The organism is Massilia sp. Bi118, assembly GCF_918697865.1.
Classification (GTDB): Bacteria; Pseudomonadota; Gammaproteobacteria; order Burkholderiales; family Burkholderiaceae_D; genus Telluria.
This window is the reverse complement of sequence record NZ_CAKKMV010000007.1, coordinates 72,728-96,700: the sequence shown is the minus strand read 5'-3', so window position 1 is coordinate 96,700 and position 23,973 is coordinate 72,728. Positions and strand designations below refer to the sequence as shown.

The window sequence follows — 23,973 nt, the reverse complement described above, 5'->3', positions numbered from 1 at the left end:
GAGCGGAACCGGATTACTTCAGCTCATCCGCCAGCAGCTTCAGGATCTTCGCGCCGGTTTCCGAGGTCTCCGGCTTGCCATCATTGGTCTGCACGCTGACATCCGTGGTGGTCGCATTCGGCACTGCCGAGACCAGCACGCGGTAGCGCTGGGCTTCCTTGTTCTTGTCTTCGTTGCCGAACAGCTTGCTGAAGAAGCCTTCCTTGGCGACCTTGTCCGGATCGACGTAGCGCACGAAGTAGATACCTTGCACGCGGTCGCGGTCTTCGACAGTGAAGCCGACGCGGTCGAGCGCCAGGCCGACACGGCGCCATGCGCGGTCGAAGCCTTCGTCGACGACAACCTTGCCGTTTTCCAGCTTGGCGTGCTGGGCTTCCGGCGCGGCGTTGACGACGGCGGCGGTGGCCTGCTTGACGTCGGCCGGCTTGGTGCCGCCGGTCAGCTGGGCCATCAGACGGCCCAGGAACTCGGCTTCGAGGCCCGGGTCGCTCGGACGCACGGTCCAGGTCGTGGTTTCCTTCTGCGGGCCGACCAGGACTTCCTCGGCGCCACGGTGGCTGATGTAGATCTCGGTCGAACCGTCGGGACGGCGCTCCAGGCGGGTGCGGAACTTGTCGCGCTCACCGGTCGAGTAGGCCGAATCGAAGACCTTGCCGATGGTGCGGCGGATGATGTCCTGCGGGATCTTGGCGCGGTTCTCGGCCCAGTTGGTTTCCATGATGCCGGTCTGGGCGTTCTCGGTTTCCACCGCGAAGCCGACGCTCGGCCAGAAGGCCTGGAGCTGCGGCCACAGCTGTTCCGGAGTTTCCTTGACCACCAGCCAGCGCTGGTTGCCGGCGCGCTCGATGCGCACGGCATCGGTCGAGACCGGGCCGACAGTACCGCCTGCCACAACCGGCGCAGCCGGGTTGCCGCGCGCCTGCTGGAAGCCCGAGGCGGTGGCGACGCCGCGGCCATCCGGCACGGCGTAACGGTTGTCTTTCTGGAGCTGGGTCAGGTCCGGCGGAATGTCGAGCGGCGCTGCTTTCTTGGCGGCGCGGTAGTCCACCTTGTCCGATTCGAACACGGTCGTGCACGCTGCCAGGCTGAGTGCCAGGGCGGTCAGGGCGACGGTGCGGGTAGCGTGGTGAGTCTTGATCTTGCGATTCATCATGTGTTCTGAGTCTGAAGCTATCAAAGTACGCCCGATTCGCGCAGCGCTGCGCGGACGGTGTCGTGGTATTGCGCGGACAGCGGCGCCAGCGGCAAGCGCAGGCCCGCCGGCATCTTGCCCATTTCAGCCAGCGCCCATTTGACCGGGACCGGATTCGGTTCTACGAACAGCTTCGCGTGCAGCGACAGCACGCGGTTATTGATTTCCACGGCACGGGCAACCTGCCCCGCCATCGCCGCCTCACACAGTTCGTGCATGGCGCGCGGCGCGACGTTGGCCGTCACCGAAATATTGCCGGCGCCGCCCATGAACATCAGCGACATCGCCGTCGGATCGTCGCCCGAATACACGCCGAAGGGCTTGCCGCCGGCGAAGGAGCGGTCGATCTCGCGCAGCAGCTCGGCCCCGCGGCCGATGTTGCCGGTCGCATCCTTGATGCCGACGATGTTGTCCACCGCCGCCAGGCGCAGCACGGTCTCGTTGCTCATGTCCGCCACGGTACGGCCCGGCACGTTGTACAGGATCACCGGCAGGTCGACCGCTTCCGCGATCGCCTTGAAGTGCCGGTACATGCCTTCCTGGGTCGGACGGTTGTAGTACGGAACCACCTGCAGCGAGGCGTCGGCGCCGACATCCTTGGCATGGCGGGTCAGTGCGATCGCTTCCGCGGTCGAGTTGCCGCCCGAGCCGGCGATCACCGGAATACGGCCAGCGACGTGCTCGACCGTCAGCCTGATCAGTTCGCAGTGCTCCTCCGGGCTGACGGTCGCCGATTCGCCGGTCGTACCGACGATGACGATGCCGTCCGTGCCTTCCGCAACATGCCAGTCGATCAGTTTTCGAAGGCTGTCCTTGTCCAGACTGCCATCTTCAAACATCGGAGTGACGATTGCTACTATGCTGCCCTTAATCATAATCAGTGGACCGTGCCGTTAATAAAGTTGGGTAGGAAGAGCCTGTTACCAGGCCCCTCCCCCCGTAGAACCGTGCGTGCGACTTTCATCGCACACGGCTCGAGTGTAATAAAAGCTCCTATACAGGAGCCGGCTTAACAACTTTCAAACCTAGGCTGTGTATCTGCCTGTGGCAAGTCGGGTGCACCAGAACTTTGTTGCTGAGAGCTTCCGAGCCGCCGTTCACCTTGTAGACGATATGGTGAACATCCGCCTCCTCAGTCAACTCAAAGCCACATACCGGACACTTCCCCTGCTGGTCGAGATACAGTCGAGCCCATCGCTTGAAGAATACCGCTTTACGCTTCATCCTCGTTTGCAGGGTCTCTTCCAGGTACGCCTCGTCCTTCGGGTCGTAAGGGTTAAATTCTCCCTTGATCTTCAAGTGCCTTAATATGGGCGTGCTAGACAGCGAGTATAACTCTAGCACATCTTCTGCACCATCTTTCTTGGCTGCATTTACGGCAAACACCCAATTTCGATCTTCAACCGTCCGCCAGTACTTCTTGCGAATGTCGTCCTTCTTCTTTCGTGGGTGCCTGCGCTTAGCCCAACGCACGAGACGCCAGTACAGCAGCGCATCGATGCGCGAGAAGGTTTCCTTTGCCACGACCGGGCTGTGATACGCCGTCCAGCCCATCAGCTTGGGATTCAGCGCGCGGATAAGATCCTCCTGCGTCGCCGTCGCCATCGATCTGACAACTCTTCTCAGCTCGTCATAGAACGCTTTCACGTTCTTCTTGCTTGGCTTGATGAGCAGCTTCCCGGAGTACTTGCGGAAGTTCCAGCCAAGGAAGTCAAAGCCATCGTCAATATGCACGACCCTCGTCTTCGACCTGGAGAGCCTGAGACCTCTCTCCGCCAGGAAGGATTCAAGCCAGGGAACGACCTCGTTTTCCAGCAGCTCTTTCGAGTCCGCAGTGATCACGAAATCATCGGCATACCGTATGACTCCGAGCTTGAGCTTGTTGGTCCGAACCGTGCCCCACTTCCCGATGAAATGTTCGGTAAGGCCTGCTTCCAGTCCGTTCAACGTCCAGTTCGCTAGTGCCGGGGAAATGACACCTCCTTGCGGCGTTCCAGCGACTGTTGCAGCCAAACCTGCCTTGTCAATCACACCGCACTTCAGCCACCTTTTCAGGATCAGCTTGTCCATGCAGACGTGCTCAAGTAGCCACTTGTGATTGATGTTGTCGAAGAACCCCTCGATGTCCGCGTCGAGCACCCATCCAGCTGAAATCTTCCGGGCCATTTTCACGAACAGTTGGGACATCGCATCTGCTGTGCATCGAGATCGCCGGAACCCATACGAGTTCGGGTCACTCTTCGTTTCCAATACCGGATCAAGAGCAAGCTGATGCAGCGCTTGCATTGCCCTGTCCAGCATGGTCGGAATCCCCAGCGGGCGCATCGTTCCGTTCGCCTTGGGAATGTACACACGACGCAATGGCAAGGGGTGGTAGCCCCGCTTCTTCAACCGGGATATCGCCACATACTTCCACTCTGGCGTGTCCCACAGCTCACGGTCGACTCCTGCCGTCCGTTTGCCTCGGTTCTCCGTCACTCGTCTCACTGCCAATGCTCTGGCAGAAAACGAGCGGGTCAGCGACCGTTGCAAGGATTTGACCCTGCGCCAATCGCATGACGCTGTTGCCTTCGCTAGCCGGACCTGCATGGCTCTCACGTTTCGCTGGACTAAGCCCCAATCCACCGTTGCCCAATCCCTGTCGACGTGTGAGGACGCAGAACCGGCCATCATGCCGCCAGTTACTTCCATGCTGTACCTCCATAGTCAATGACTTCAGAGGCCGCACGCCGTCCCCGAAGGGATGACGTGTTCCCTCCTGGGTCCAATGAAATAACTACAAAGCCGGAACAGATGCTAACGACTACTACACCTCATGGAAGTCTGCCCCCTTTCGGGCGGGACAAATCTTGAATCCCTATCCGGACCATTACAGCCCGGCCTTCGCTTTTTCCACGATCCCCCTACCCGCTATCCCAACAGCTCGCGCCTGCCTGCTCTTTCGGTGTTTTGTCCGAACAGGCGAGAAGACGGGCTTACCACGTTCCCTGCAATGCCGACGCGGGACTTGACCACCTCCCGCGACCTACCGTTTAGGGTCCATCTTTCCCCCGGTGACCGTTCAACGACGTGCTCTGTTTTTCAATCAGGGCAACCGGTCACGTACCTTTTGGTTAAGGCCATCAAGCAGCTTAAGCCTTTCAATCGTCACGAGGGTTCACACGATGGTTCAGTTAATTTACCCATGCGGCACTAGCCTTGCCCCGCAACCGCCTGCTGCTGGCAGTATCCATGTTCCACTCGCGTGGCGCATGACAGTAAGAAGCTCCTGTGGGACGTGTTCCTGAGGCTTCGAACCCCACCGTTACCGGTGACGCACGCTCAGTCCAGGCTACAGATGGTCGTACATCTGGTTGTGGCACCACTAAATAATTCATGGACACAACAAGGCATCACAGAGCAGAGGTGCTCTGGACAAGGAGACATGTTGCACGCCTCCCCGCTCCACTCATGACACAAAGAATGTTGTAAGCAGTTGTTACGAAAATGCCTACAGTGACAAAAATGCTACATCCTGCCAATATCAAGCTACAACTTCAGACAAAGGCTCGACCTGTCACCTCCATTAATGCGAGGCAACAACTCAATTGTGCAGTTCCAGAGGGAACTGAATAAAGCGTCGGAGCCGAAGCGCCAGACGGTTCTCTCAGAGTGAAACTTCAGAATAATGCTCGCCAAAACGCACAAGGCCAGCTTTTGTGTCCAGGCAACACTCAACGTGTCGCACTAAAAATTCGATTGTACTGGATAGCCCGAGGTTATGGTTCATTTCGCATTTAGATAAACCGTTCGGTTACAGCTCGGTTACAAATTCCCCCGATCGAGCCTGGCCGCCCCCAGGTCGAAGCCCTGCCCCACCGCGCACAGGCGCTGCACGCGCGCCGGCTTGGGCGACTCGACGACGCCGTCTTCGTAGGCCACCACCCGCAAACCGCCGCTCGCGACGAGGGCCAAGAGTTCTCCCGGATTCAGCAGGAAGTCCGGGTTCGACGGCTTGCCGAAGATTTCGTTCCCACGGGCGAAGGTCTCGTAGATCAGCACGCCATCCGGCGCCAGCGGCGCGGCGATCCGGCCGAACAGCGGCCGGTGCAGATAATTGGTAACGACGATGCCGGCCAGGCTGCCCGGCGCAAAGGGCCAGGCGGCGCCTGGCGCTTCCAGGTCGTGCTGGAGCGTGACGATGCCCTGCCCCGCAGCCGCCGCCAGGGCCTGGGCATCGCGGTCGAGGGCGGTCACGGCGTGGCCGAGCGAGGCCAGCAGGCGCGCATGGCGGCCGCGGCCGCAGGCGAGGTCGAGCGCCTGGCCCGGACGGATCAGCGGCGCCCAGCGGGCGACCCAGGGGGAAACAGTGTCAAGGCTATGCATCAGTAACCGAGACCCATGGCGTCGCGCACGTCGCGCATGGTTTCCTGGGCCAACCTTCGCGCCTTCTCGCAGCCGTCGGCGACGATCGCGCGCACCAGCGTCGGGTCGTCCAGGTATTGCTGGGCGCGCTCGTGCATCGGCTCCTGCTCGGCCAGCACGGCGTCGACCACCGGCTGCTTGCACTCGATGCAGCCGATGCCGGCGCTGGTGCAGCCCTTCATGACCCAGTCTTTCGTGGCGCCGCTCGAGTAGACCTCGTGCAGCTGCCACACGGGGCACTTGAGCGGGTCGCCCGGGTCGCTGCGGCGCACGCGCGCGGGGTCGGTGGGCATGGTGCGGATCTTCTTCGTGACGGACGCAGGATCCTCGCGCAGCGAGACCGCATTGCCATAGCTCTTGCTCATCTTGCGGCCGTCCAGGCCCGGCAGGCGCGATGCTTCGGTCAGCTTGACTTGCGGCTCGACCAGGATGATCTTGCGGCTGCCCTCGAGGTAGCCGAACAGGCGTTCGCGGTCGATGTTCGACAGGCTGCCGGCATCGTCCAGCATCGCCCGCGCCTGTTCCAGCGCGGCGTCATCGCCTTCCTGCCGGTAGGCGGTGCGCAGCTCGGTGTACAGGCGCGCGCGCTTGCTGCCGAGTTTTTTCACCGCATCCAGCGCCTTCTGCTCGAAGTCCGGCTCCTTGCCGTACAGGTGATTGAAGCGGCGTGCGATCTCGCGCATCATCTCGACGTGCGGCACCTGGTCCTCGCCCACCGGCACCTGGGTCGCGCGGTAGATCAGCACGTCGGCGGCCTGCAGCAGCGGATAGCCGAGGAAGCCGTAAGTGGCGAGGTCACGGTTGGCCAGGTTCTCGATCTGGTCCTTATACGTCGGCACCCGTTCCAGCCAGCCCAGCGGCGTGGCCATCGCCAGCAGCAGGTGCAGCTCGGCGTGCTCCGGCACCCGCGACTGGATGAAGAGGGTCGCCTGCGAAGGGTCGATGCCGGCCGCCAGCCAGTCGATCACCATGTCCCAGGTGCTCTTTTCGATGATGCCCGGATCGTCGTAGTGCGTGGTCAGGGCGTGCCAGTCGGCCACGAAGAACAGGCAGGGCAGCTCGGACTGCATGCGGATCCAGTTCTTCAGGGCCCCGTGGTAGTGGCCCAGGTGCATGAGCCCGGTGGGGCGCATGCCGGAAACGACGCGGTCGGGGAACATGGCTAACCGCTTGAATCAGCTGAGGACGGCGCTCAGCGGGTAGACGATCACCCGCAACAGGATCTGCGCCACCGCCATGACCGGCAGCACCCAGTAAGGCAGCAGCTTCAGCAGCATCAGACCCAGCAGGATGAAGAAGCCGTAAGGCTCGATGCGCGCAAATTTATACGCCAGCTTGTTCGGCAGCAGGCTGAACAGCACGCGGCCGCCATCCATCGGCGGGATCGGCAGCAGGTTAAAGGCCAGCAGCACCAGGTTGGTGATGACACCTGCCTGGGCAACCCGGTTCGGGAAAGGTTCGCTGACGCCGAAGTATTCGAGGAACATCGCCAGCAGCAGCCACAGCAGCGCCATGCCGAAGTTGGCGGCGGTGCCGGCCAGCGCGACGAAGGCCATGTCGCGTTTCGGCTTGCGCAGGCGGCCGTAGTCGATCGGCAGCGGCTTGGCATAACCGAAGGCGAAACCGGTGGTCAGATACAGCAGCGCCGGCAGAATTACGGTGCCGAAGGGATCGATGTGGGCCATCGGGTTGGTGGTGACACGGCCGGCCGCGAAAGCCGTCATGTCGCCGAAATATTTTGCGGCATACGCCTGGGCGGCGTTGTGCATCGTGATCGCAAAAAGAACGGGCAGCGCATAGACTGCGAGGTTACGTATTTGTTCATCCATACGGGGATTTTAACAGACGCTAGAGCCCGAACGCCGCCGGATCGCCGCGGCCTTCGCGCAGCAGTACCGGTTCGTCGCCGGTCAGGTCGACGATGGTGGTGGGTTCGAGGGTGCCGGCGCCGCCGTCGATCACCAGGTCGAGCTGCTTGCCAATGCGCTCCCTGACCTCTTCCGGATCGGACAGCATGTGGTCGTCGCCGGGCAGTTGCAGGGTGGTGCCGATCAGCGCTTCGCCCAGTTCTTCCAGCAGCGCCAGCAGGATTGCGTTCTCGGGCACGCGCAGGCCGATGGTCTTGCGCGAAGGGTGCGACAGGCGGCGCGGCACCTCGTGGGTGGCGTCGAGGATGACCGTGTAGGGACCGGGCGTGACGGCCTTCAGCAGGCGGTACTGGCGGTTGTCGACGCGCGCATAGGTCGAGATTTCGGACAGGTCGCGCACCAGCAGGGTCAGGTGGTGCTTCTCGTCGACGCCGCGGATCCGGCGCAGCTTTTCGACCGCGGCCTTGTCGTCGAGGCGGCAGACCAGCGCATAGGCCGAATCGGTGGGCGCGGCGACGATGCCGCCCGACTGGATGATCTGGGCGGCCTGGCGGATCAGGCGCGGTTGCGGGTTCTCGTGGTGGATTTCGAAGTATTGGGTCATGGCCGGCTCGTCTTCTCCAACTCAGAACCAGTCGTGCCACACCGGCGTCACGCCCGCCGGCAAGGGCGGCAGCTTGTCGAATTCCACCCGGGACTCGCCCGGCGCGTGGAAATCGGTGCCGCGCGAGGCCAGGAAGCCGTAGCGGCGCGCCGCTTCGGCATAGGTCTCGTACTGGTCCGGGGTATGGCTGCCGGTGACCACCTCGATGGCCTTGCCGCCCAGCTGCTTGAATTCGTCGAACATCGCCCCTTCCGCCACTGGCGAAAAGCGGTAGCGGCCCGGGTGGGCGATCACGGGCACACCGCCGGCCTGGCGGATCCATCCGACCGCCTCGGCCAGGCTGGCCCAGCGGTGCGGCACATAGCCCGGCTTGCCTTCGGTCAGGTATTTGCGGAAGACTTCGGAGGTGCTGCTGCAGGCGCCGGTCTCGACCAGGTAGCGCGCGAAGTGGGTGCGCGACAGCAGGTCCGGGTTGCCGACATATTTGAGGGCGCCTTCGTAGGCATTCGGGATGCCGGCCCGTTCCAGCTGGGCCGCGATCTCGCGCCCGCGCGCATCGCGTCCGGCGCGCGTGGCCGCCAGGCCCTGCACCAGCGCCGGCTCGTCCTCGTTCACCTGCAGGCCGACCACGTGCACGGTCTCGCCGCCCCAGGTCACGGAGATCTCGACGCCGGGCACGAAGCGCATGCCCAGCTCCTGGGCCGCCTTGCGCGCGGCCTTGGTGCCGCGGATCTCGTCATGGTCGGTCAACGCCCACACGTCGACCCCGCCCTTGCGGGCATAGGCCGCCACGGCGGCGGGTGCGAGCACGCCGTCGGAGACGCTGGAATGGCAGTGGAGGTCGACTTTGAGCATGGTCACATTGTAACCGCATCCCATCGATCACGAATGCATGCGTCCGCGTGGGCACGGGGTGCCCACCTGTCACATCAGTCCGCCAGGAACTCCTCGATCATCTGCGCAAGGAGTTCCGGCTGGTCATGATGCAGCATATGCCCCGCCTCCGGCATCATGCGCGGCGTCACCTTCGCCAGGTGCCCCATGCGGCGTTCGACTTCGGCGCGCGCCTGCTCCTTCGGCCCCATCCACATCCACATATTCGTGTGCTCGGCCTCGACCCACAGCACCGGCGCGGTGACGCGGCGCCAGCAGGCCATGATTTCCTCGACGTGGTACAGCAGCGGGCCGCGCATCTTGTGCGCCGGGTCGCCCAGGATTTCCCACTGGCCCTCGTCGTTCTGCGCGGCCCAGTGCGGCGCCAGGAAGGCGGCGCGCTCGGCGGAAAGACGCGGATTGGTCTTCTGCAGGCGCGAGGCCACCTCGTCCAGGCTGCCATAGGGGCGCATGCCCGGCGGCGACTTCAGCTCGTCCAGCCAGCCGGCGTAGCGGCCAGGCGCCGATTCCGGTTTCGTTGCCGCCAGGCCGAAGCCTTCCAGGTTGATCAGGCGGGCGACGCGCTCCGGCCGCACGCCCGCATACACGCTGACGATATTGCCGCCCATGCTGTGGCCCAGCAGGTTGACGGCCTCGCCCGGCGCGTAATGGTCGAGGATGGCGTCGAGGTCGGCAAAGTAATCCGGGAACCAGTAGGTGTCCGTGCCCGGGCGCTCGGTCAGGCCGAAGCCGCGCCAGTCGTGGGCGATCACGTGCCAGTCGCCCTCGAGGGCATCGACCACGAACTGGAAGGAGGCCGACATGTCCATCCAGCCATGCGCCATGAAGAGCTTGGGCGCGCCTTCCCTGCCCCAGTGCCGGACATGGGTGCGCAGACCGCGGATGCTGAGGAATTCGGAACGGGAAGGAGTCATGTGGCTGCCTGGATAAGAAAGATGAAATCGAACGACCGTTCGCATTATAAGCACAAGCGACTTGATTTGCTGGAGGGCGTCCCCATCTCAGCCCCTTGCCGGACGACAGCTGGCGCGAGGGCGTAAAATAGCGATATTCATAACCTCCCGCGAGCATATCCATGGCAATTTACCAGCTGGGCGAGCATGCGCCCGAGATCGACGCTTCCGCCTACGTCGCCGATTCGGCCAATCTGATCGGCAAGGTGACCATCGAAGCGAAAGCATCGGTCTGGGACGGGGTAACGATCCGCGGCGACAACGAGCGCATCACGGTCGGCGAAAACAGCAATGTGCAGGAAGGCACGGTGATGCACACCGACATGGGTTTCCCGCTGGTGATCGGCAAGGGCGTCACCATCGGCCACCAGGCCATGCTGCATGGCTGCACCGTCGGCGACGGCTCGCTGATCGGCATCCAGGCCGTGGTGCTGAACGGCGCCAGGATCGGCAAGGGATGCCTGGTCGGCGCCGGCGCCCTGGTGACCGAGGGGAAGGAATTCCCGGACCACTCGCTGATCCTCGGCACCCCGGCCAAGGTCGTGCGCACCCTCACGGAAGAAGACATCCTCCGCCTGCAAGGCAACGCCGCCAGCTATGTCGAGCGCGGCCAGCGCTTCAAGGCGGAACTCAAGAAAATCGGATAAAGAATGACGACTGATACCAGCAAGGACATCCTGCAAAAATTCATCTTCGACAACGCCGCCGTGCGCGGCGAGCTGGTCGAGATTTCAAACGCCTGGCGCGAGATCCAGTCGCGCCACGTCTACCCGAAGGCAGTCAAGGGCTTGCTGGGCGAAATGGTTGCCGCCGCCGCGCTGCTGTCGGCCAACCTGAAATTCAACGGCTCGATCGTGATGCAGATCTTCGGCGACGGCCCGGTCAAGCTGCTGGTGGTCGAGTGCGACGCTGAGCTGCACCTGCGCGCCACCGCCAAGCTGAGCCCGGGCGCCGTGGTGCCCGACGATGCCTCGGTGACCCAGCTGCTGAACGTGGGCGGCCAGGGCCGCTTCGTGATCACGCTCGACCCGAAGGACAAGGTCCCGGGCCAGCAGCCCTACCAGGGCGTGGTGCCGCTGCACGGCGAGGACATCGCCACCGTCATCGAAAACTACATGCTGCGCTCGGAACAGATGGACACCAAGCTGTGGCTGGCGGCCGACGACAACGTTGCGCGCGGCCTGCTGCTGCAAAAGCTGCCGCGCAACAGCGAAGTCGAAGGCCAGGTGGCCCAGGCGACCGAAGAGGAAGACGCCGAGACCTGGAACCGCGCGCTGGCGCTGGGCGGCACCCTGAAGCAGGAAGAGCTGCTGAGCGTCGACGTGGAAACCCTGCTGAAGCGCCTGTTCTGGGAAGAGACGATCCGCGTGTTCGATCCGATGCACCCGGAATTCCACTGCAGCTGCTCGCGCGAGAAGGTCGGCAACATGCTGAAGATGCTGGGCAAGGAAGAAGTCGACTCCGCCCTGCACGACCTCGGCCAGCTGGCGATCAACTGCGACTTCTGCGGCAAGCACTACGAGTTCGACGCGGTCGACTGCGCCCAGCTGTTCGCGGCCGACCTGACTGCCGACGCGATTGCGCCGGCCTCCGATGTGAAGCACTGATAACAGGTCCGCATGCGCGACACGCCCCGCTCCGCCTTCCCGCATTTCTGCGCGATCGCTACCCGCTGGATGGACAACGACGTCTACGGCCACGTCAACAACGTCCATTACTACAGCTACTTCGATACGGCGGTGAACCGCCTCCTGATCGAACGGGGCGTGCTCGACATCCACGGCGGCAAGACGGTCGGTTTCGTGGTCGAAACGGGGTGCTCGTATTTTGCGCCGGTGGTGTTCCCGGACACCGTGCACGTGGGCGTGCGCGTGGCCAAGCTCGGTAATTCCAGCGTGCGTTACGAGATCGGGCTGTACCGCAACGACGACGAGCTGCCGGCTGCGGCCGGGCATTTCGTGCATGTGTATGTGGATCGGGAGAGCAATCGGCCGGTGCCGGTTCCGGAAGACGCGCGCGCGCTATTGGAAACGCTGCAAATGTAAGCGGTCGTTCCCGCGAAGGCGGGAACCCAAGTTAAACGTGCATATCCATTTGTTGTTGATCTGATATATACATCATCGGCATACTCGGCGGTATTCCCCACTCCGCCGAGGTCTTCATGCGCCGCATCCTTCTTCCCACCCTCCTCGCCTGCCTGTGCGCTTCCGCCCAGTCCGCCGTCACCAGCGTCGACGTCGGCGCCCCGCTGCCGCGCTTCAGCCTGATCAAGCCGGGCACCCACTACTACCTGCGTTATTTCCGCACCGCCGACGGCGCCAGCATCCCGCTCGATATCTGGGCGCGCGAAGTGCGCTTCGAGCAGCGCGACGGCAAGCAGCAAATGCACATCGTGCAGCGCTGGGACGGGGCGATGGCCTCGCCGACCGCCCCTGCTGCCGTGAAGCGCCTCGATTCCTGGTTCGAGACCGCCACTTTCCGCCCGCTGAGCCATGTGCGCATCACCGAGCGCGATGGCAAGAAGCTGGTCGAGGGCTTCACGTTCGCACCGGACCGCGTCAGCGGCATGCCGGACCTGGCGGACAACGCGCAGAAGGCGCTCTCGGTTCCCTCCCCCGAGCCGACCTTCAACTTCGAGACCGACATCGAATTCCTGCAGGCGCTGCCCCTCGCCGAAGGCTACGAAGCCAGCATCAACTTCTACCACCCGGGCGGCGGCTCGGCGCCCAAGCGCTACAGCTTCAAGGTGAGCGGCTCCGGAACCATCGCCGGCCCTACCGGCCCGGTCGACTGCTGGCTCGTGACCACCGACTACGGCACGCCGGGCGCGGACTCGACCTTTTGGTTCGCCAAGGGCAGCCAGCTGATGCTGCGCCAGGAAAGTGCAATGCGCGACGGCAAGGTGCTGGTCAAGACCCTGATCGACTGAAAAAACCTTTTATCCGGACAGTCAAGTCGAACCGGAAAGATTCCTGTCGGAATTCCCTGAATCCCTGCCTTGCGTATTACCAATTTGAGCAACATCAATTGGCGTGAATCAACGGCGCGGTCCAATGGCCACCAGTGTACGGAAGCGTACACACGGTGCCGGGACAATGTCGCTTTTGTACAAAAGGCGTCATTGGTCCGGTCAGTCGAATCCGTCGTTTGGAGATCAGGGAATGAATGAAACTAGTGTTCCGCGCAAGGTGCTTGCCCGTTATCCGATTGCAACCGTCGGCTCGCGCACCAGCCGCGGCGGCCAGGTTGTGCTGGCATCGAATGACCAGTTCGCGGACGATTACCACGTCGCCTGTGTCGGCGACCGCGTCCGCTACCCGGACGGCAGCGAGAGCGTGATCGTGTCGGGGGCCGGCCATGCCTCGACCATCGCCAACCGTCCGATCGCGCTGGTCGGCAGCCACGTCGCCAACGGCGACCGTATCGTCATGCGCGCGCAAAGCATCGGCGAAATCGTCGTGCTGGAAGGCGAACCTGTGCCGGGCCTGCTCGAGCCGGGTTATGTGCCGCCGCTGGCGGGCAGCGCCGCCTGAGCTTCGCCAAGCCTCGGCTGCCGGCGCCGCCCTTCGGCGACCGGCGGCTCAGGCTGGGTTCGCCTGCTGGCCGCTCTCGGCAAAGGTCACGATGTCGAGCGGTCCGGAAAATTCGATCACGTCGCCGCTTTTTATGCGCTCGGGATCGATCCTGAGGAGCTTGCAGTTGCCGATGCTGCCGTCGGACACCGGTTTACCGTCGATGAGGATGTCGCCGCTGGCGTCGAGGAAGCAGGCCTTGATGGCATCGTGCCGGTCGCGCTTCAGGTGCCGCAACTGCCGGTTGAAATAGGAAATCTTCCCGAGCAAGGTATCGATCTGCTCCGAGGCCTTTCCCAAGTCGGCATAGCGGATGCGCTGGCCGGCTCCCACCCGCAGGGAAAAATACAGGTAGAGCGGCCGGGTGGTCGGCTCCCTGAACAGGATGCTCCCCTTCTCCCGATAAGCGCCGTCCACGTCCGGCAGCACGAAATAGCCGCCGCGGCGCACCGGCACGTTCAGGTCCACGGAAGGACTGACGATCGCGACACCCCAGCGCTGCGGCATATAGGCATCCTGCTCGGCGTCCGACATGAACGGGTATTTTGCGCGCACGAGCACATCCACCAGCCGCGGCTCGGCCGGCTGGTAGGACTGGAGCAGCCGGAAGCTCTCGATGACGGGACGGTAGGGCAGCTCGCCGAATTGCTTCGATTCGCTGACCTTGACGGTGAGCGGCGCGGCGGCCTGGGTGGCCGGCGCCCGGTCTTGCGCAGCCCCATGCGGCGTCCAACAGAAAATCAGTGCAAACGCGAGCACAGGCAAGGCCTCGGCCCGGATAGGCAGAGAATACAAGAGTTCCCCCAAACAGTTAGCTTATGGGAAACATTGTATTCGTAAATTCCCTGAGGGTAACTTAATTCCGGCTTAAAAAAATGGCAAGCTGGGATCGGGCCGCTGTCACGGCATGTGCAGGTCGATGACCTTCATGATGGCGAGCGTGGTGTCGAGGCTCATCTCGCCGGCCAGCATGGCTTCGGCGAGCTCGGCGCGCGGCAGGCTGGCGGCGGCGGACAGCGCGGCCAGGCCACTTGAACCCGCGACCGCCGCCAGCGCGGCGGTCATGGTTTCGGCGCTGCCGCTTTCGAAGGCCGCGGCCAGGCAGGCGGCGACGGCTTCCAGGGTGTTCAGTTGGTCGGTCATGGGAGAAACGCTCAGTCGTCGAGCGGCTTCTGGGGCTTGGCGCCCTTCGCGCCTTTCGGCTCGCGCGGCGGTGGCGGCGGCGTCATCATGACGGCCGGCTTTTCGTCCTTGCGCAGCACCTGCACGAAGATCTCGTTCTGCTTGATCATGCCGAGTTCGTAGCGGGCGCGTTCCTCGACGGCTTCGGTGCCGTCCTTCAGGTCGCGCACTTCGGATTCGAGCTTGGCGTTGCGCGCCCTCAGCTGGTCGGTGCGCGCGTGGCTGGAGGCGAGCTGGCGCTCCAGTTCGCCGACGTCCAGCCAGCCTCCCTTACCCAACCATAGCGGGTACTGGATCAGCAGCAGTAAGGTGGCAAGAGCAAGGGTGATGAGGCGCATGAATGAAGAGTATACGAAAAAATTCCCGCCAGCCGATGCCGACGGGAATTTTCTGTTGCTGCGATCTTACATTACTTCAGGTTGTAGAACGCGTCGCGGCCCGGGTAGGTAGCGATGTCGCCCAGGTCTTCCTCGATGCGCAGCAGCTGGTTGTACTTGGCCATGCGGTCCGAACGCGACAGCGAGCCGGTCTTGATCTGCAGGGCGTTGGTACCGACCGCGATGTCGGCGATGGTCGAGTCTTCGGTTTCGCCCGAACGGTGCGAGATCACGGCGGTGTAGCCGGCGCGCTTGGCCATCTCGATGGCGGCGAAGGTCTCGGTCAGGGTGCCGATCTGGTTGATCTTGATGAGGATCGAGTTGGCGATGCCCTTCTGGATGCCTTCTTTCAGGATCTTGGTGTTGGTGACGTACAGGTCGTCGCCCACCAGCTGCACTCGCTTGCCCAGGCGGTCGGTCAGGATCTTCCAGCCGTCCCAGTCGCCCTCATGCATTGCGTCCTCGATCGAGATGATCGGGTACTTGTCGCACCAGGTTTCCAGCATGTTGGTGAAGTCGGTGGCGCTCAGTTGCATGCCGCCTTCGCCTTCCAGCACGTACTTGCCGTCCTTGTAGAACTCGCTGGCGGCGCAGTCCAGGCCGATGGCGATGTCCTGGCCGGCCACGTAGCCTGCCTGCTCGATCGCCTGCATGATCAGCTTGATGGCTTCTTCATGGTTCGCAACGCTCGGCGCGAAGCCGCCTTCGTCGCCGACCGCGGTGTTCAGGCCCTTCGAGTGCAGGATCTTCTTGAGGGTGTGGAACACCTCGGCGCCGTAGCGGATCGCTTCCTTGAAGGACGGGGCGCCCACCGGGATGATCATGAATTCCTGGATGTCCAGGTTGTTGTCGGCGTGCGCGCCGCCGTTGATGACGTTCATCATCGGCACCGGCATCTGCATCGCGCCCGAACCGCCGAAGTAGCGGTACAGCGGCAGGCCGGCTTCTTCGGCGGCTGCCTTGGCGACGGCCATGGAGACGGCCAGCATCGCGTTCGCGCCCAGGCGGCTCTTGTTCTCGGTGCCGTCCAGGTCGATCAGGGTGCGGTCCAGGAATGCCTGTTCGTTGGCGTCCAGGCCCATGATGGCTTCGCTGATCTCGGTGTTGATGTTCTCGCAGGCCTGCAGCACGCCCTTGCCGAAGTAACGCTTCGGATCGCCGTCACGCAGTTCGATCGCTTCGCGCGAACCGGTCGATGCGCCCGACGGCACGGCGGCGCGGCCCATCACGCCAGATTCCAGCAGAACATCGCACTCGACGGTCGGATTGCCGCGCGAGTCGATGATTTCGCGGCCGATGATATCAACGATAGCACTCATGGTTTTTCAGTCTCCGGAAGGTAAAGAAATCGAGGGGTCAGAGCCCGGTTCACTCGGTTGGGCTCTGACCCCGGTTTTCAGTGTTAGCGCAAATGTGCCAGCGTTTCGATAGCGCGAGCAAACTTGGGTTCCCGCCTTCGCGGGAACGACGGGCTATGTGTTACTCGAAGTTGGACTCGATGAACCCAGCCTTCTTGACGATACGATCGATCTCGACCAGCGTCGTCAGCAGTTCCTTCATGCGCCCTAGCGGCACCGCATTCGGGCCATCCGACAGTGCGCAGGCCGGGTTCGGGTGGGTTTCCATGAACAGGCCCGACACACCCGCTGCAACCGCGGCGCGCGCCAGCACCGGCACGTGCTCGCGCTGGCCGCCGGACGAGGTGCCCTGGCCGCCCGGCAGCTGCACCGAGTGGGTCGCGTCGAACACGATCGGGCAGTTCGATTCGCGCATGATGGCGAGCGAACGCATGTCCGACACCAGGTTGTTGTAGCCGAAGGAGACGCCGCGTTCGCAAGCCATGAACTGGTCCGGCAGGCCGGCTTCAGCGGCCGCTGCACGTGCCTTGTCGATCACGTTCTTCATGTCGCCCGGCGCCAGGAACTGGCCCTTCTTGATGTTGACCGGCTTGCCCGAACGCGCGACGGCGTTGATGAAGTCGGTCTGGCGGCACAGGAAGGCCGGGGTCTGCAGCACGTCGACGACGCTGGCGACCACCGGAATCTCTTCTTCGGTGTGGACGTCGGTCAGGACCGGCACGCCGATTTCCTTGCGCACGTCCGCCAGGATCTCCAGGCCCTTCTCCATGCCGGGACCGCGAAAGGTCTTGCCGGACGAGCGGTTGGCCTTGTCGAAGGACGATTTATAGATGAAGGGAATGCCCAGCGCGCTGGTGATTTCCTTCAGCGTGCCAGCCGTGTCCATCGCCATCTGGCGCGATTCGATCACGCAGGTGCCGGCGATCAGGAAAATAGGCTGGTCGAGGCCGACTTCGAATCCGCAAAGCTTCATGCTGCATCTCCTTGCACGGCCGGCGCAAAGCTGCTCACATTCGCCGGCTGCTGGTTGCTGTTTTCGGCCTGGTGCTTCAGGGCCGCCTGGATGAACGACGTGAACAGCGGATGGCCGTTACGCGGGGTCGACTTGAACTCCGGGTGGAACTGCACGCCGATGTAGTACGGGTGCGCTTGTTCTCCACTGCGCGGCAGTTCCATGATCTCCAGCAGGTCTTCGTTCGGGGTACGGGCCGACACCACCAGGCCGGCCGCTTCGATCTTCGGCAGGTAGTAGTTGTTGCCTTCGTAGCGGTGACGGTGGCGCTCGGTCACGACGTTGCCGTAGATCTCGGCAGCCAGCGTGCCCGGATTCACCGCGCAGGTCTGGGCGCCCAGGCGCATGGTGCCGCCCAGGTCGGAGTTCAGGTCGCGCTTCTCGACCTTGCCGTCATGGTTCTGCCATTCGGTAATCAGGGCGACGACCGGCTGGTCGGTTTCCGGATCGAACTCGGTCGAGTTGGCATTCGGCAGGCCGGCCACGTGGCGCGCGTATTCGATCAGCGCAACCTGCATGCCCAGGCAGATGCCGAGGTAAGGGATCTTGTTCTCGCGGGCATAGCGCGCGGCCATGATCTTGCCTTCCACGCCGCGCTTGCCGAAGCCGCCCGGCACCAGGATGGCGTCGTACTTGGCCAGATGGGCGCAGCCGGTGCTCTCGATCTCTTCCGAGTCGATGTACTCGATGTTGACGCGGCTCTCGGTGTGGATGCCGGCGTGGCGCAGCGCCTCGGTCAGCGACTTGTAGGATTCGATCAGGTCGACGTACTTGCCGACCATGCCGATGGTCACTTCGTGCTTCGGGTTTTCCAGCGTGTGGATCAGCTTGGTCCACATCGACAGGTCGGCCGGCGGCGCCTCGAGGCCCAGGGCTTCGAGGATGATGTCGTCCAGGCCCTGGTCCTGCAGCACCTGCGGCACCTTGTAGATGGTGTCGACGTCCCACACGGAGATGACGGCCTGCTCTTCGACGTTGGCGAACAGCGAAATCTTGGCGCGCTCGTCGTCCGGGATGCGGCGGTCGGCACGGCACAGCAGTGCGTTCGGCGAAATGCCGATCTCGCGCAGCTTCTGTACCGAGTGCTGCGTCGGCTTGGTCTTCAGTTCGCCGGCGGACGAGATGTACGGGACCAGGGTCAGGTGCACGAAGGCGGCGCCCTTGCGGCCCTGGCGCAGCGACAGCTGGCGCGCGGCTTCCAGGAAAGGCAGCGATTCGATGTCGCCGACGGTGCCGCCGATCTCCACCAGCGCCACGTCCACGCCTTCGGCGCCGCGGCGGATGTAGTCCTGGATCTCGTTGGTGATGTGCGGGATCACCTGCACGGTCTTGCCGAGGTATTCGCCGCGGCGTTCCTTGCGGATCACCGATTCATAGATCTGGCCGGTGGTGAAGTTGTTCACCTTGCGCATACGGGTGCTGATGAAGCGCTCGTAGTGGCCCAGGTCGAGGTCGGTCTCGGCGCCGTCGTCGGTGACGAAGACTTCACCGTGCTGCGTCGGGCTCATGGTGCCCGGATCGACGTTGATGTACGGGTCGAGCTTCAGCATGGTGACTTTGAGACCGCGCGATTCGAGGATCGCGGCGAGGGAGGCGGCCGCGATCCCCTTACCCAGGGAAGACACGACGCCGCCAGTGACGAATACGAATTTGGTCATTGTGCAGATGGTGCCGAACGGCACGCGCGGGAAATTGAAATTATACCTTAATCCTGCAAATACTTCTTCATTACAATTTGGCAATTCAGGCCCATAGCGGGCAATGGCGCCGCTTTGCCGCCATGGCGTGGCGTATCCGACTCAGCCTGCATCAACAGCTCTTGCAAAAATTGCCAATACACGTGAGCTGTGGCTACACTGGGCGTCTTTCCTTCATGTCAACATCGAGCCCACCCATGATCGAGCATGACTACGCCCTGGACGCGACCCTGCCGGTCGATACCGTCCCCGAGGATCCGCCGGCGCCGCTGGCCTTCGGCTTCAGCGGCAGCGGCGGCGAATACTTCCGCATCTGGATCGTCAACCTGCTGCTGACCGTGGCCACGCTCGGCATCTATTCGGCCTGGGCCAAGACCCGCCGGCTGCAGTATTTTTACCGGAACACCCAGCTTGCCGGCGCCAGCTTCGACTTCCGCGGCAATCCGGCGGCGATCCTGCGCGGCCGTTTGCTGGCGGTGGTGCTGCTGGCCGCCTACCACTACGCCTTCGGCTTTTCCGCCGTGGCCGGCGCGGTCACGGTGAGCCTGCTGGTCTGCCTGCTGCCCTTCATGATGCGCTCGGCGCTGCGCTTCCGGCTGTCGAATACCTGGTACCGCGGCCTGCCCTTCGGCTTCGCCGGCGAGATCCAGCCCGCCTACCGCGCCTACGCGCTGCCGGTGGCCATGTTCGTCCTGCCGGGCGCCCTGGTCGCCCTGCTGCCGGACCGGCCGATGGTGAGCGCCGTGTTCCTGCTTTATCTGCTCTGGCCGCTGATGCACGGCGCCATGAAGCGCTACCAGCACAGCAGCCTGACCTACGGCGACCAGCGCGCCGAGTTCGGGGCCAGCAGCACCGAGCTGGCCGCGCCCTATGTGGTGAGCTTCGTGGCGGGCATCGTCGTCTTCGTCGTCCTCGGCATGATGATGTATGCGGGTTCGCAGCTCCGCGCCGACACCGGGGCGCGCGGTATCGCGTCCGCGCTGATACCGCTCGGCGCCGTCCTGCTGGTCTACCTGTTCCTCATCTTCAGCGCCCTGTTCGTGATGGTGCGGATGAACAATATCGCCTGGTCGGAGACCCGTTTCCCGGGCGTGCGCATTGCATCCGCGATGCGGCTGCGGTCCTACTTTCGCCTGCAGGCCGTCAACGTCCTGCTCACCTTGCTGACCCTGGGCCTGTTCCGTCCCTTCGCCGCAGTGCGGACCTGGCGTTACCGCCTGGCCCACGTGCATGTCGAGGCGCCCGATGGTTTCGAAGCCGCGACCGGCCAGGCAAGCCGGCGCCCCGCCACCGCGGCCGGCGACGGCAGCGCGGAATTCCTCGGCCTCGATCTTTCCTGGTGACGAACATGACCAACGCTCTCTATTTCGACGGGCGCAACGCGCGCCTGCATCCGGTCCGTCTGAACGTGGACGCCGGCATGCTGCGGCTCAGTTCCCCGGCCTTCGAGCGCAGCTATCCGGTCGGCGCGGTGACGCTGTCCGAACCCTTTGCCGCCGCGCCCGCCGTGCTGCGCTTTGCCGACGGCGCCAGCTGCGAAGTCGCCGGCGACGGCCGCCAGCCGCTGCTCGACGCGCTCGGCTACCGCAAGAGCGCCGTGGTGCGCTGGCAGGAACGCTGGCCGGCCGCACTGCTGGCGCTGGTGCTGCTGGTGGCGCTGCTGGCCCTGCTCTACTTCCGCGGCTTGCCCGCCGCCGCCGAACGCATCGCCGAGAAACTGCCGCCTTCGGTCGACATCCGCCTCGGCCGCGCCGCCCTGGCCAGCCTTGAACGGCACGGCCTGCTGGAACCCTCGCGCCTGAGCGAGCAACGCATCGCCGAGGTCCAGACCCTGCTGTCTGGCGTGCTGCCGGCGCATCCGCGCGTGCCGATGCGGCTGCTGGTGCGCAATTCGCCCAAGCTGGGCGCGAATGCGCTGGCCCTGCCGGACGGCACCATCGTCGTCACCGACTGGATGGTGCGGCTGGTCCAGAACAAGGACAACCAGCTCGACGAAGCCGGCAAGGAGCAACTGGCCACCGTGCTGGCGCACGAGGTGGGGCATATCGAGCACCGCCATGCGGCGCGCGCAATGAGCGGTTCCTCGCTGATGGCGGCGCTGTCGGCCGCGCTGTTCGGCGATTTCAGCGCGGTGGCTGCCGGCGTGCCGGCGGTGCTGACGCAGATGCAGTATTCGCGTGCGATGGAGCTGGATGCCGACGATTACGCGGTGGCCCTGCTGCGCCGCCAGGGTCGTTCGCCTGTCGCCTTCATCCAGGCGCTCCAGGCTCTGGAAAACCAGGATCCGGACGAAGCCGATACCCCGCGCTGGCTGAAGACCACGATGAGTTACATGTCGACGCATCCGGACACTGCCGGGCGCATCGGGCGCCTGGAAGGGCTGATGGAGGATGAAGCGGAAGCGAAGGGAGAGAAACAGTGATTATTGGGCAAGAATTTGTTGCGTAAAAATTGCAGTCGCTATCTAAATACTCTCAAAAGTAACAAAAATTGCTGTTCTGAAAGTACAATTTTGGGTGAGTTTTCATTCGATTTTGCTTTCAAAGGACAGTCATGGGTTTTTTCAGTCGATTCAATATTGGTAAACGGCTTGCGCTCGGCTTTTCGCTGACCCTGGCGATGGCCGTTCTGATCGCAGGCGTCGGCATGTCGCGCCTCGGCAATGTGGCGAACGAGGCCGCCGGCGTACTGGCGGCGCCGCTGGCCAAGGAGCGCCTGATCACCGAGTGGTACATGCAGATTTTCGCGGCCGTGCGCCGCACCGCCGCCATCGTCAAGAGCAGCGACGATTCGCTGGTCGCCTTCTTCAAGGAAGACGCGGCTGCCACCGGTTCGCGCTCGACCGAGCTGATCAAGCAGATCGAGCCGCTCATCACCCCGGGCGAGGAGCAGGCGCTGTTCAAGAGGATTGGCGATCAGCGCAAGGCCTACTCGAGCGCGCGCGACGCCGCCGTCAAAGCCAAGGCCGATGGCGATATGGAACTTGCCGCGAAAATCCTCAACGAGCAGTTCACCCCGGCCGCCAAGGCCTACCAGGAATCGGTGCAGCAACTGGTCGGCATGCAGCACGCGAACATCGGCGCCGCCTCCAGCGACATCCTGGCAGGCGCGCGCGCCAGCGAAACCCTGATCACCGTGCTGACCGTCTGTGCGGTCGCACTGGGCGCGCTGAGCTCGATCCTGCTGACGCGCGGCATCGTGCGCCCGATCCGCGAAGCGGTCGCGGTGGCCGAAACCGTGGCCGCCGGCGACCTCACCCGCCACATCGAATCGCACTCGAACGATGAAACCGGCGCCCTGCTGCGCGCGCTGCGCCACATGAACGACAGCCTGGCCGGCATCGTCAACGACGTCCGCGGCGGCACCTCGTCCATCCACGGCGCGGCCGGCGAGATCTCGGCCGGTAACCTCGACCTGTCCGCGCGCACCGAGCAGCAGGCGGCGGCGCTGGAACAGACCGCGGCCTCGATGGCCCACCTGACCGACACCGTGCGCCAGAACGCCGACAACGCGCGCCAGGCCAACCAGCTGGCCATCACCGCCTCCAGCGTCGCCACCAAAGGCGGCGACGTGGTCGGCGAAGTGATCCTGACCATGGGCTCGATCAACGAGTCGTCGAAGAAGATCGTCGACATCATCGGCGTCATCGACGGCATCGCCTTCCAGACCAATATCCTGGCGCTGAACGCGGCGGTGGAAGCGGCGCGCGCCGGCGAACAGGGCCGCGGCTTTGCCGTGGTGGCAAGCGAGGTCCGCACCCTGGCCCAGCGCTCGGCCGCAGCGGCCAAGGAAATCAAGGAACTGATCACGGCCTCGGTCAGCAAGGTCGACGCCGGCGCCAAGCTGGTCGACCAGGCCGGCGACACGATGGGCCAGGTGGTCGACTCGATCCAGCGCGTCACCGACATCATGGCCGAGATCGCGTCCGCCAGCCAGGAACAGACCGGCGGCATCGAGCAGGTGAACCAGGCGATCGCCCAGATGGACGAGGCGACCCAGCAGAACGCGGCCCTGGTCGAAGAATCGGCCGCCGCCGCCGGCTCGCTGCAGGACCAGGCGGCCAAGCTGGCCCAGGCCGTGGACGTGTTCAAGGTCGAGCGCCAGGCCGCCCTGGCCGCCGCGCCGTCGCGGATCGAACCGGCGGCCGGCCTGCCCGCCGTGCGCCCGCAGCCGGCGCGCGCCGCGGCCGCCAAACGCCCTGCTGCTACCGCCACTGTCGGCGACGGCTGGGAAGAGTTTTAAACCGTAGGGTGGGCACCCCGTGCCCACCCTGCAACGTGCGCGTCCGAACCGAGTTTCGCCGGACTCGGGTTATGCTTGCGTCTCCAATCAAGGAGACGAAAGATGTCCTACGAGGAACGAGACGATTACGGTATGTACAGGAACAAGCACGGCAAGGGACCGGGCCCGGAACTGATGGGTGCGCACACCCTGCTCGGCGATCACGTCCATAACCTGCAGAACGAGCACCTCGGGGTCATCAAGGAATTCATGGTCGACATGCGCAGCGGCGCCATCGCCTATGCGGTGATGTCGTCGAGCCGCTTCCTCGGACTGGGTGAAAAGCTGTTCGCGGTGCCCTGGCAGGCTCTCACGCTGGACCCGCAGCACAAGCGCTTCACGATGGACATCCCGAAAGAGCGCATCGAGAACGCGCCGGGATTCGATACCGACCACTGGCCGGACATGGCCGACCTCGAATGGGTCGGCGCGGTGCAGGACTACTACGGCACGCAGCCGTAAACGATAACGACACGCGGCGCTAAAACGTCGTTCCCGCGCAGGCGCCGTGCTGCGCACGGCCCCAAGTTTGTTCGCGTTTCGACTGCTCTAACAGAACTTGGGCCCCCGCCTGCGCGG

The 23,973-nt window shown here is 63.8% G+C and carries 24 protein-coding genes; 9 read left to right on the top strand and 15 right to left on the bottom strand.

What is annotated here, in order from left to right; translation table 11 throughout:
- Nucleotides 1–13: 13 nt before the first annotated feature.
- The 9 genes from bamC to LQV39_RS12075 all read right to left on the bottom strand — a co-directional run bounded on the left by bamC (nucleotide 14) and on the right by LQV39_RS12075 (nucleotide 9,876).
- Nucleotides 14–1,150 (bottom strand): outer membrane protein assembly factor BamC, encoded by a 1,137-nt coding sequence (gene bamC / locus LQV39_RS12115; protein ID WP_230026174.1) that lies wholly within the window; start codon nucleotides 1,148–1,150, stop codon nucleotides 14–16.
- Between the two features lie 23 nt (nucleotides 1,151–1,173).
- Complete coding sequence (gene dapA, locus LQV39_RS12110; RefSeq protein ID WP_230025796.1) at nucleotides 1,174–2,067, bottom strand: 4-hydroxy-tetrahydrodipicolinate synthase; 894 nt, start codon at nucleotides 2,065–2,067, stop codon at nucleotides 1,174–1,176.
- Nucleotides 2,068–2,185: 118 nt separating this feature from the next.
- The gene (gene ltrA, locus LQV39_RS12105; protein ID WP_230025794.1) at nucleotides 2,186–3,883 is read right to left on the bottom strand and encodes a group II intron reverse transcriptase/maturase; all 1,698 of its coding nucleotides are present in this window, start codon (nucleotides 3,881–3,883) and stop codon (nucleotides 2,186–2,188) included.
- Nucleotides 3,884–4,996: 1,113 nt separating this feature from the next.
- Nucleotides 4,997–5,557, bottom strand: a complete 561-nt coding sequence (locus LQV39_RS12100) for a bifunctional 2-polyprenyl-6-hydroxyphenol methylase/3-demethylubiquinol 3-O-methyltransferase UbiG (protein ID WP_230025792.1) — start codon at nucleotides 5,555–5,557, stop codon at nucleotides 4,997–4,999.
- On the bottom strand, nucleotides 5,557–6,756 hold the full coding sequence (locus LQV39_RS12095; protein ID WP_230025790.1) for a tryptophan--tRNA ligase: 1,200 nt from the start codon (nucleotides 6,754–6,756) through the stop codon (nucleotides 5,557–5,559). Before LQV39_RS12095 ends, LQV39_RS12100 begins: the two co-directional genes overlap by 1 nt.
- 15 nt (nucleotides 6,757–6,771) lie before the next feature.
- Nucleotides 6,772–7,425, bottom strand: coding sequence for a site-2 protease family protein (locus tag LQV39_RS12090; RefSeq protein WP_230025788.1), 654 nt, complete (start codon nucleotides 7,423–7,425; stop codon nucleotides 6,772–6,774).
- Between the two features lie 19 nt (nucleotides 7,426–7,444).
- Nucleotides 7,445–8,068, bottom strand: a complete 624-nt coding sequence (locus LQV39_RS12085) for an L-threonylcarbamoyladenylate synthase (protein ID WP_230025787.1) — start codon at nucleotides 8,066–8,068, stop codon at nucleotides 7,445–7,447.
- A gap of 21 nt (nucleotides 8,069–8,089) precedes the next feature.
- Complete coding sequence (locus LQV39_RS12080) at nucleotides 8,090–8,923, bottom strand: 3',5'-nucleoside bisphosphate phosphatase (protein WP_230025785.1); 834 nt, start codon at nucleotides 8,921–8,923, stop codon at nucleotides 8,090–8,092.
- 74 nt (nucleotides 8,924–8,997) lie between these two features.
- Nucleotides 8,998–9,876, bottom strand: coding sequence for an alpha/beta fold hydrolase (locus LQV39_RS12075; protein ID WP_230025783.1), 879 nt, complete (start codon nucleotides 9,874–9,876; stop codon nucleotides 8,998–9,000).
- A gap of 161 nt (nucleotides 9,877–10,037) precedes the next feature.
- On the opposite strand from LQV39_RS12075, the gene LQV39_RS12070 reads away from it, so the two are divergent.
- The 5 genes from LQV39_RS12070 (at nucleotide 10,038) to LQV39_RS12050 (ending at nucleotide 13,448) form a co-directional block, all read left to right on the top strand.
- Nucleotides 10,038–10,562 carry a gamma carbonic anhydrase family protein gene (locus tag LQV39_RS12070; RefSeq protein WP_230025781.1) on the top strand — a complete coding sequence of 175 codons (525 nt, stop codon included), beginning with the start codon at nucleotides 10,038–10,040 and terminating at the stop codon, nucleotides 10,560–10,562.
- A gap of 3 nt (nucleotides 10,563–10,565) precedes the next feature.
- Nucleotides 10,566–11,522 (top strand): Hsp33 family molecular chaperone HslO, encoded by a 957-nt coding sequence (hslO, locus tag LQV39_RS12065; RefSeq protein WP_230025779.1) that lies wholly within the window; start codon nucleotides 10,566–10,568, stop codon nucleotides 11,520–11,522.
- Nucleotides 11,523–11,534: 12 nt separating this feature from the next.
- Entirely contained in the window at nucleotides 11,535–11,960 is a 426-nt protein-coding gene (locus LQV39_RS12060; protein ID WP_230025777.1) for a thioesterase family protein, read from the top strand.
- A gap of 116 nt (nucleotides 11,961–12,076) precedes the next feature.
- The gene (locus LQV39_RS12055) at nucleotides 12,077–12,844 is read left to right on the top strand and encodes a DUF3108 domain-containing protein (protein WP_230025775.1); all 768 of its coding nucleotides are present in this window, start codon (nucleotides 12,077–12,079) and stop codon (nucleotides 12,842–12,844) included.
- Between the two features lie 232 nt (nucleotides 12,845–13,076).
- Nucleotides 13,077–13,448 (top strand): PAAR domain-containing protein, encoded by a 372-nt coding sequence (locus tag LQV39_RS12050; RefSeq protein ID WP_230025773.1) that lies wholly within the window; start codon nucleotides 13,077–13,079, stop codon nucleotides 13,446–13,448.
- Nucleotides 13,449–13,496: 48 nt separating this feature from the next.
- On the opposite strand, the gene LQV39_RS12045 is transcribed toward LQV39_RS12050, so the two are convergent.
- The 6 genes from LQV39_RS12045 to LQV39_RS12020 all read right to left on the bottom strand — a co-directional run bounded on the left by LQV39_RS12045 (nucleotide 13,497) and on the right by LQV39_RS12020 (nucleotide 19,074).
- Entirely contained in the window at nucleotides 13,497–14,246 is a 750-nt protein-coding gene (locus tag LQV39_RS12045; RefSeq protein ID WP_230025771.1) for a hypothetical protein, read from the bottom strand.
- A 141-nt stretch (nucleotides 14,247–14,387) separates the two neighbouring features.
- The gene (locus tag LQV39_RS12040) at nucleotides 14,388–14,630 is read right to left on the bottom strand and encodes a hypothetical protein (RefSeq protein ID WP_230025769.1); all 243 of its coding nucleotides are present in this window, start codon (nucleotides 14,628–14,630) and stop codon (nucleotides 14,388–14,390) included.
- Between the two features lie 11 nt (nucleotides 14,631–14,641).
- Nucleotides 14,642–15,007: a cell division protein FtsB gene (gene ftsB / locus LQV39_RS12035; protein ID WP_230025767.1), complete on the bottom strand. Its 366-nt coding sequence runs from the start codon at nucleotides 15,005–15,007 to the stop codon at nucleotides 14,642–14,644.
- Nucleotides 15,008–15,078: 71 nt separating this feature from the next.
- The gene (gene eno, locus LQV39_RS12030; RefSeq protein ID WP_230025765.1) at nucleotides 15,079–16,365 is read right to left on the bottom strand and encodes a phosphopyruvate hydratase; all 1,287 of its coding nucleotides are present in this window, start codon (nucleotides 16,363–16,365) and stop codon (nucleotides 15,079–15,081) included.
- A 160-nt stretch (nucleotides 16,366–16,525) separates the two neighbouring features.
- Nucleotides 16,526–17,377 carry a 3-deoxy-8-phosphooctulonate synthase gene (gene kdsA / locus LQV39_RS12025; RefSeq protein WP_230025758.1) on the bottom strand — a complete coding sequence of 284 codons (852 nt, stop codon included), beginning with the start codon at nucleotides 17,375–17,377 and terminating at the stop codon, nucleotides 16,526–16,528.
- Nucleotides 17,374–19,074 carry a CTP synthase gene (locus tag LQV39_RS12020; protein ID WP_230025751.1) on the bottom strand — a complete coding sequence of 567 codons (1,701 nt, stop codon included), beginning with the start codon at nucleotides 19,072–19,074 and terminating at the stop codon, nucleotides 17,374–17,376. Before LQV39_RS12020 ends, kdsA begins: the two co-directional genes overlap by 4 nt.
- Before the next feature lie 236 nt (nucleotides 19,075–19,310).
- Here LQV39_RS12020 and LQV39_RS12015 point away from each other — a divergent pair, with 236 nt between their 5' ends.
- The 4 genes from LQV39_RS12015 (at nucleotide 19,311) to LQV39_RS12000 (ending at nucleotide 23,856) form a co-directional block, all read left to right on the top strand.
- The gene (locus LQV39_RS12015; protein WP_230025746.1) at nucleotides 19,311–20,456 is read left to right on the top strand and encodes a YjgN family protein; all 1,146 of its coding nucleotides are present in this window, start codon (nucleotides 19,311–19,313) and stop codon (nucleotides 20,454–20,456) included.
- Between the two features lie 5 nt (nucleotides 20,457–20,461).
- Nucleotides 20,462–21,535, top strand: coding sequence for a M48 family metallopeptidase (locus tag LQV39_RS12010; protein WP_230025744.1), 1,074 nt, complete (start codon nucleotides 20,462–20,464; stop codon nucleotides 21,533–21,535).
- A 131-nt stretch (nucleotides 21,536–21,666) separates the two neighbouring features.
- A complete protein-coding gene (locus tag LQV39_RS12005; RefSeq protein ID WP_230025742.1) occupies nucleotides 21,667–23,355 on the top strand; it encodes a methyl-accepting chemotaxis protein in 1,689 nt (562 codons plus the stop codon).
- Between the two features lie 102 nt (nucleotides 23,356–23,457).
- On the top strand, nucleotides 23,458–23,856 hold the full coding sequence (locus LQV39_RS12000; protein WP_230025740.1) for a PRC-barrel domain-containing protein: 399 nt from the start codon (nucleotides 23,458–23,460) through the stop codon (nucleotides 23,854–23,856).
- Nucleotides 23,857–23,973 lie beyond the last annotated feature (117 nt).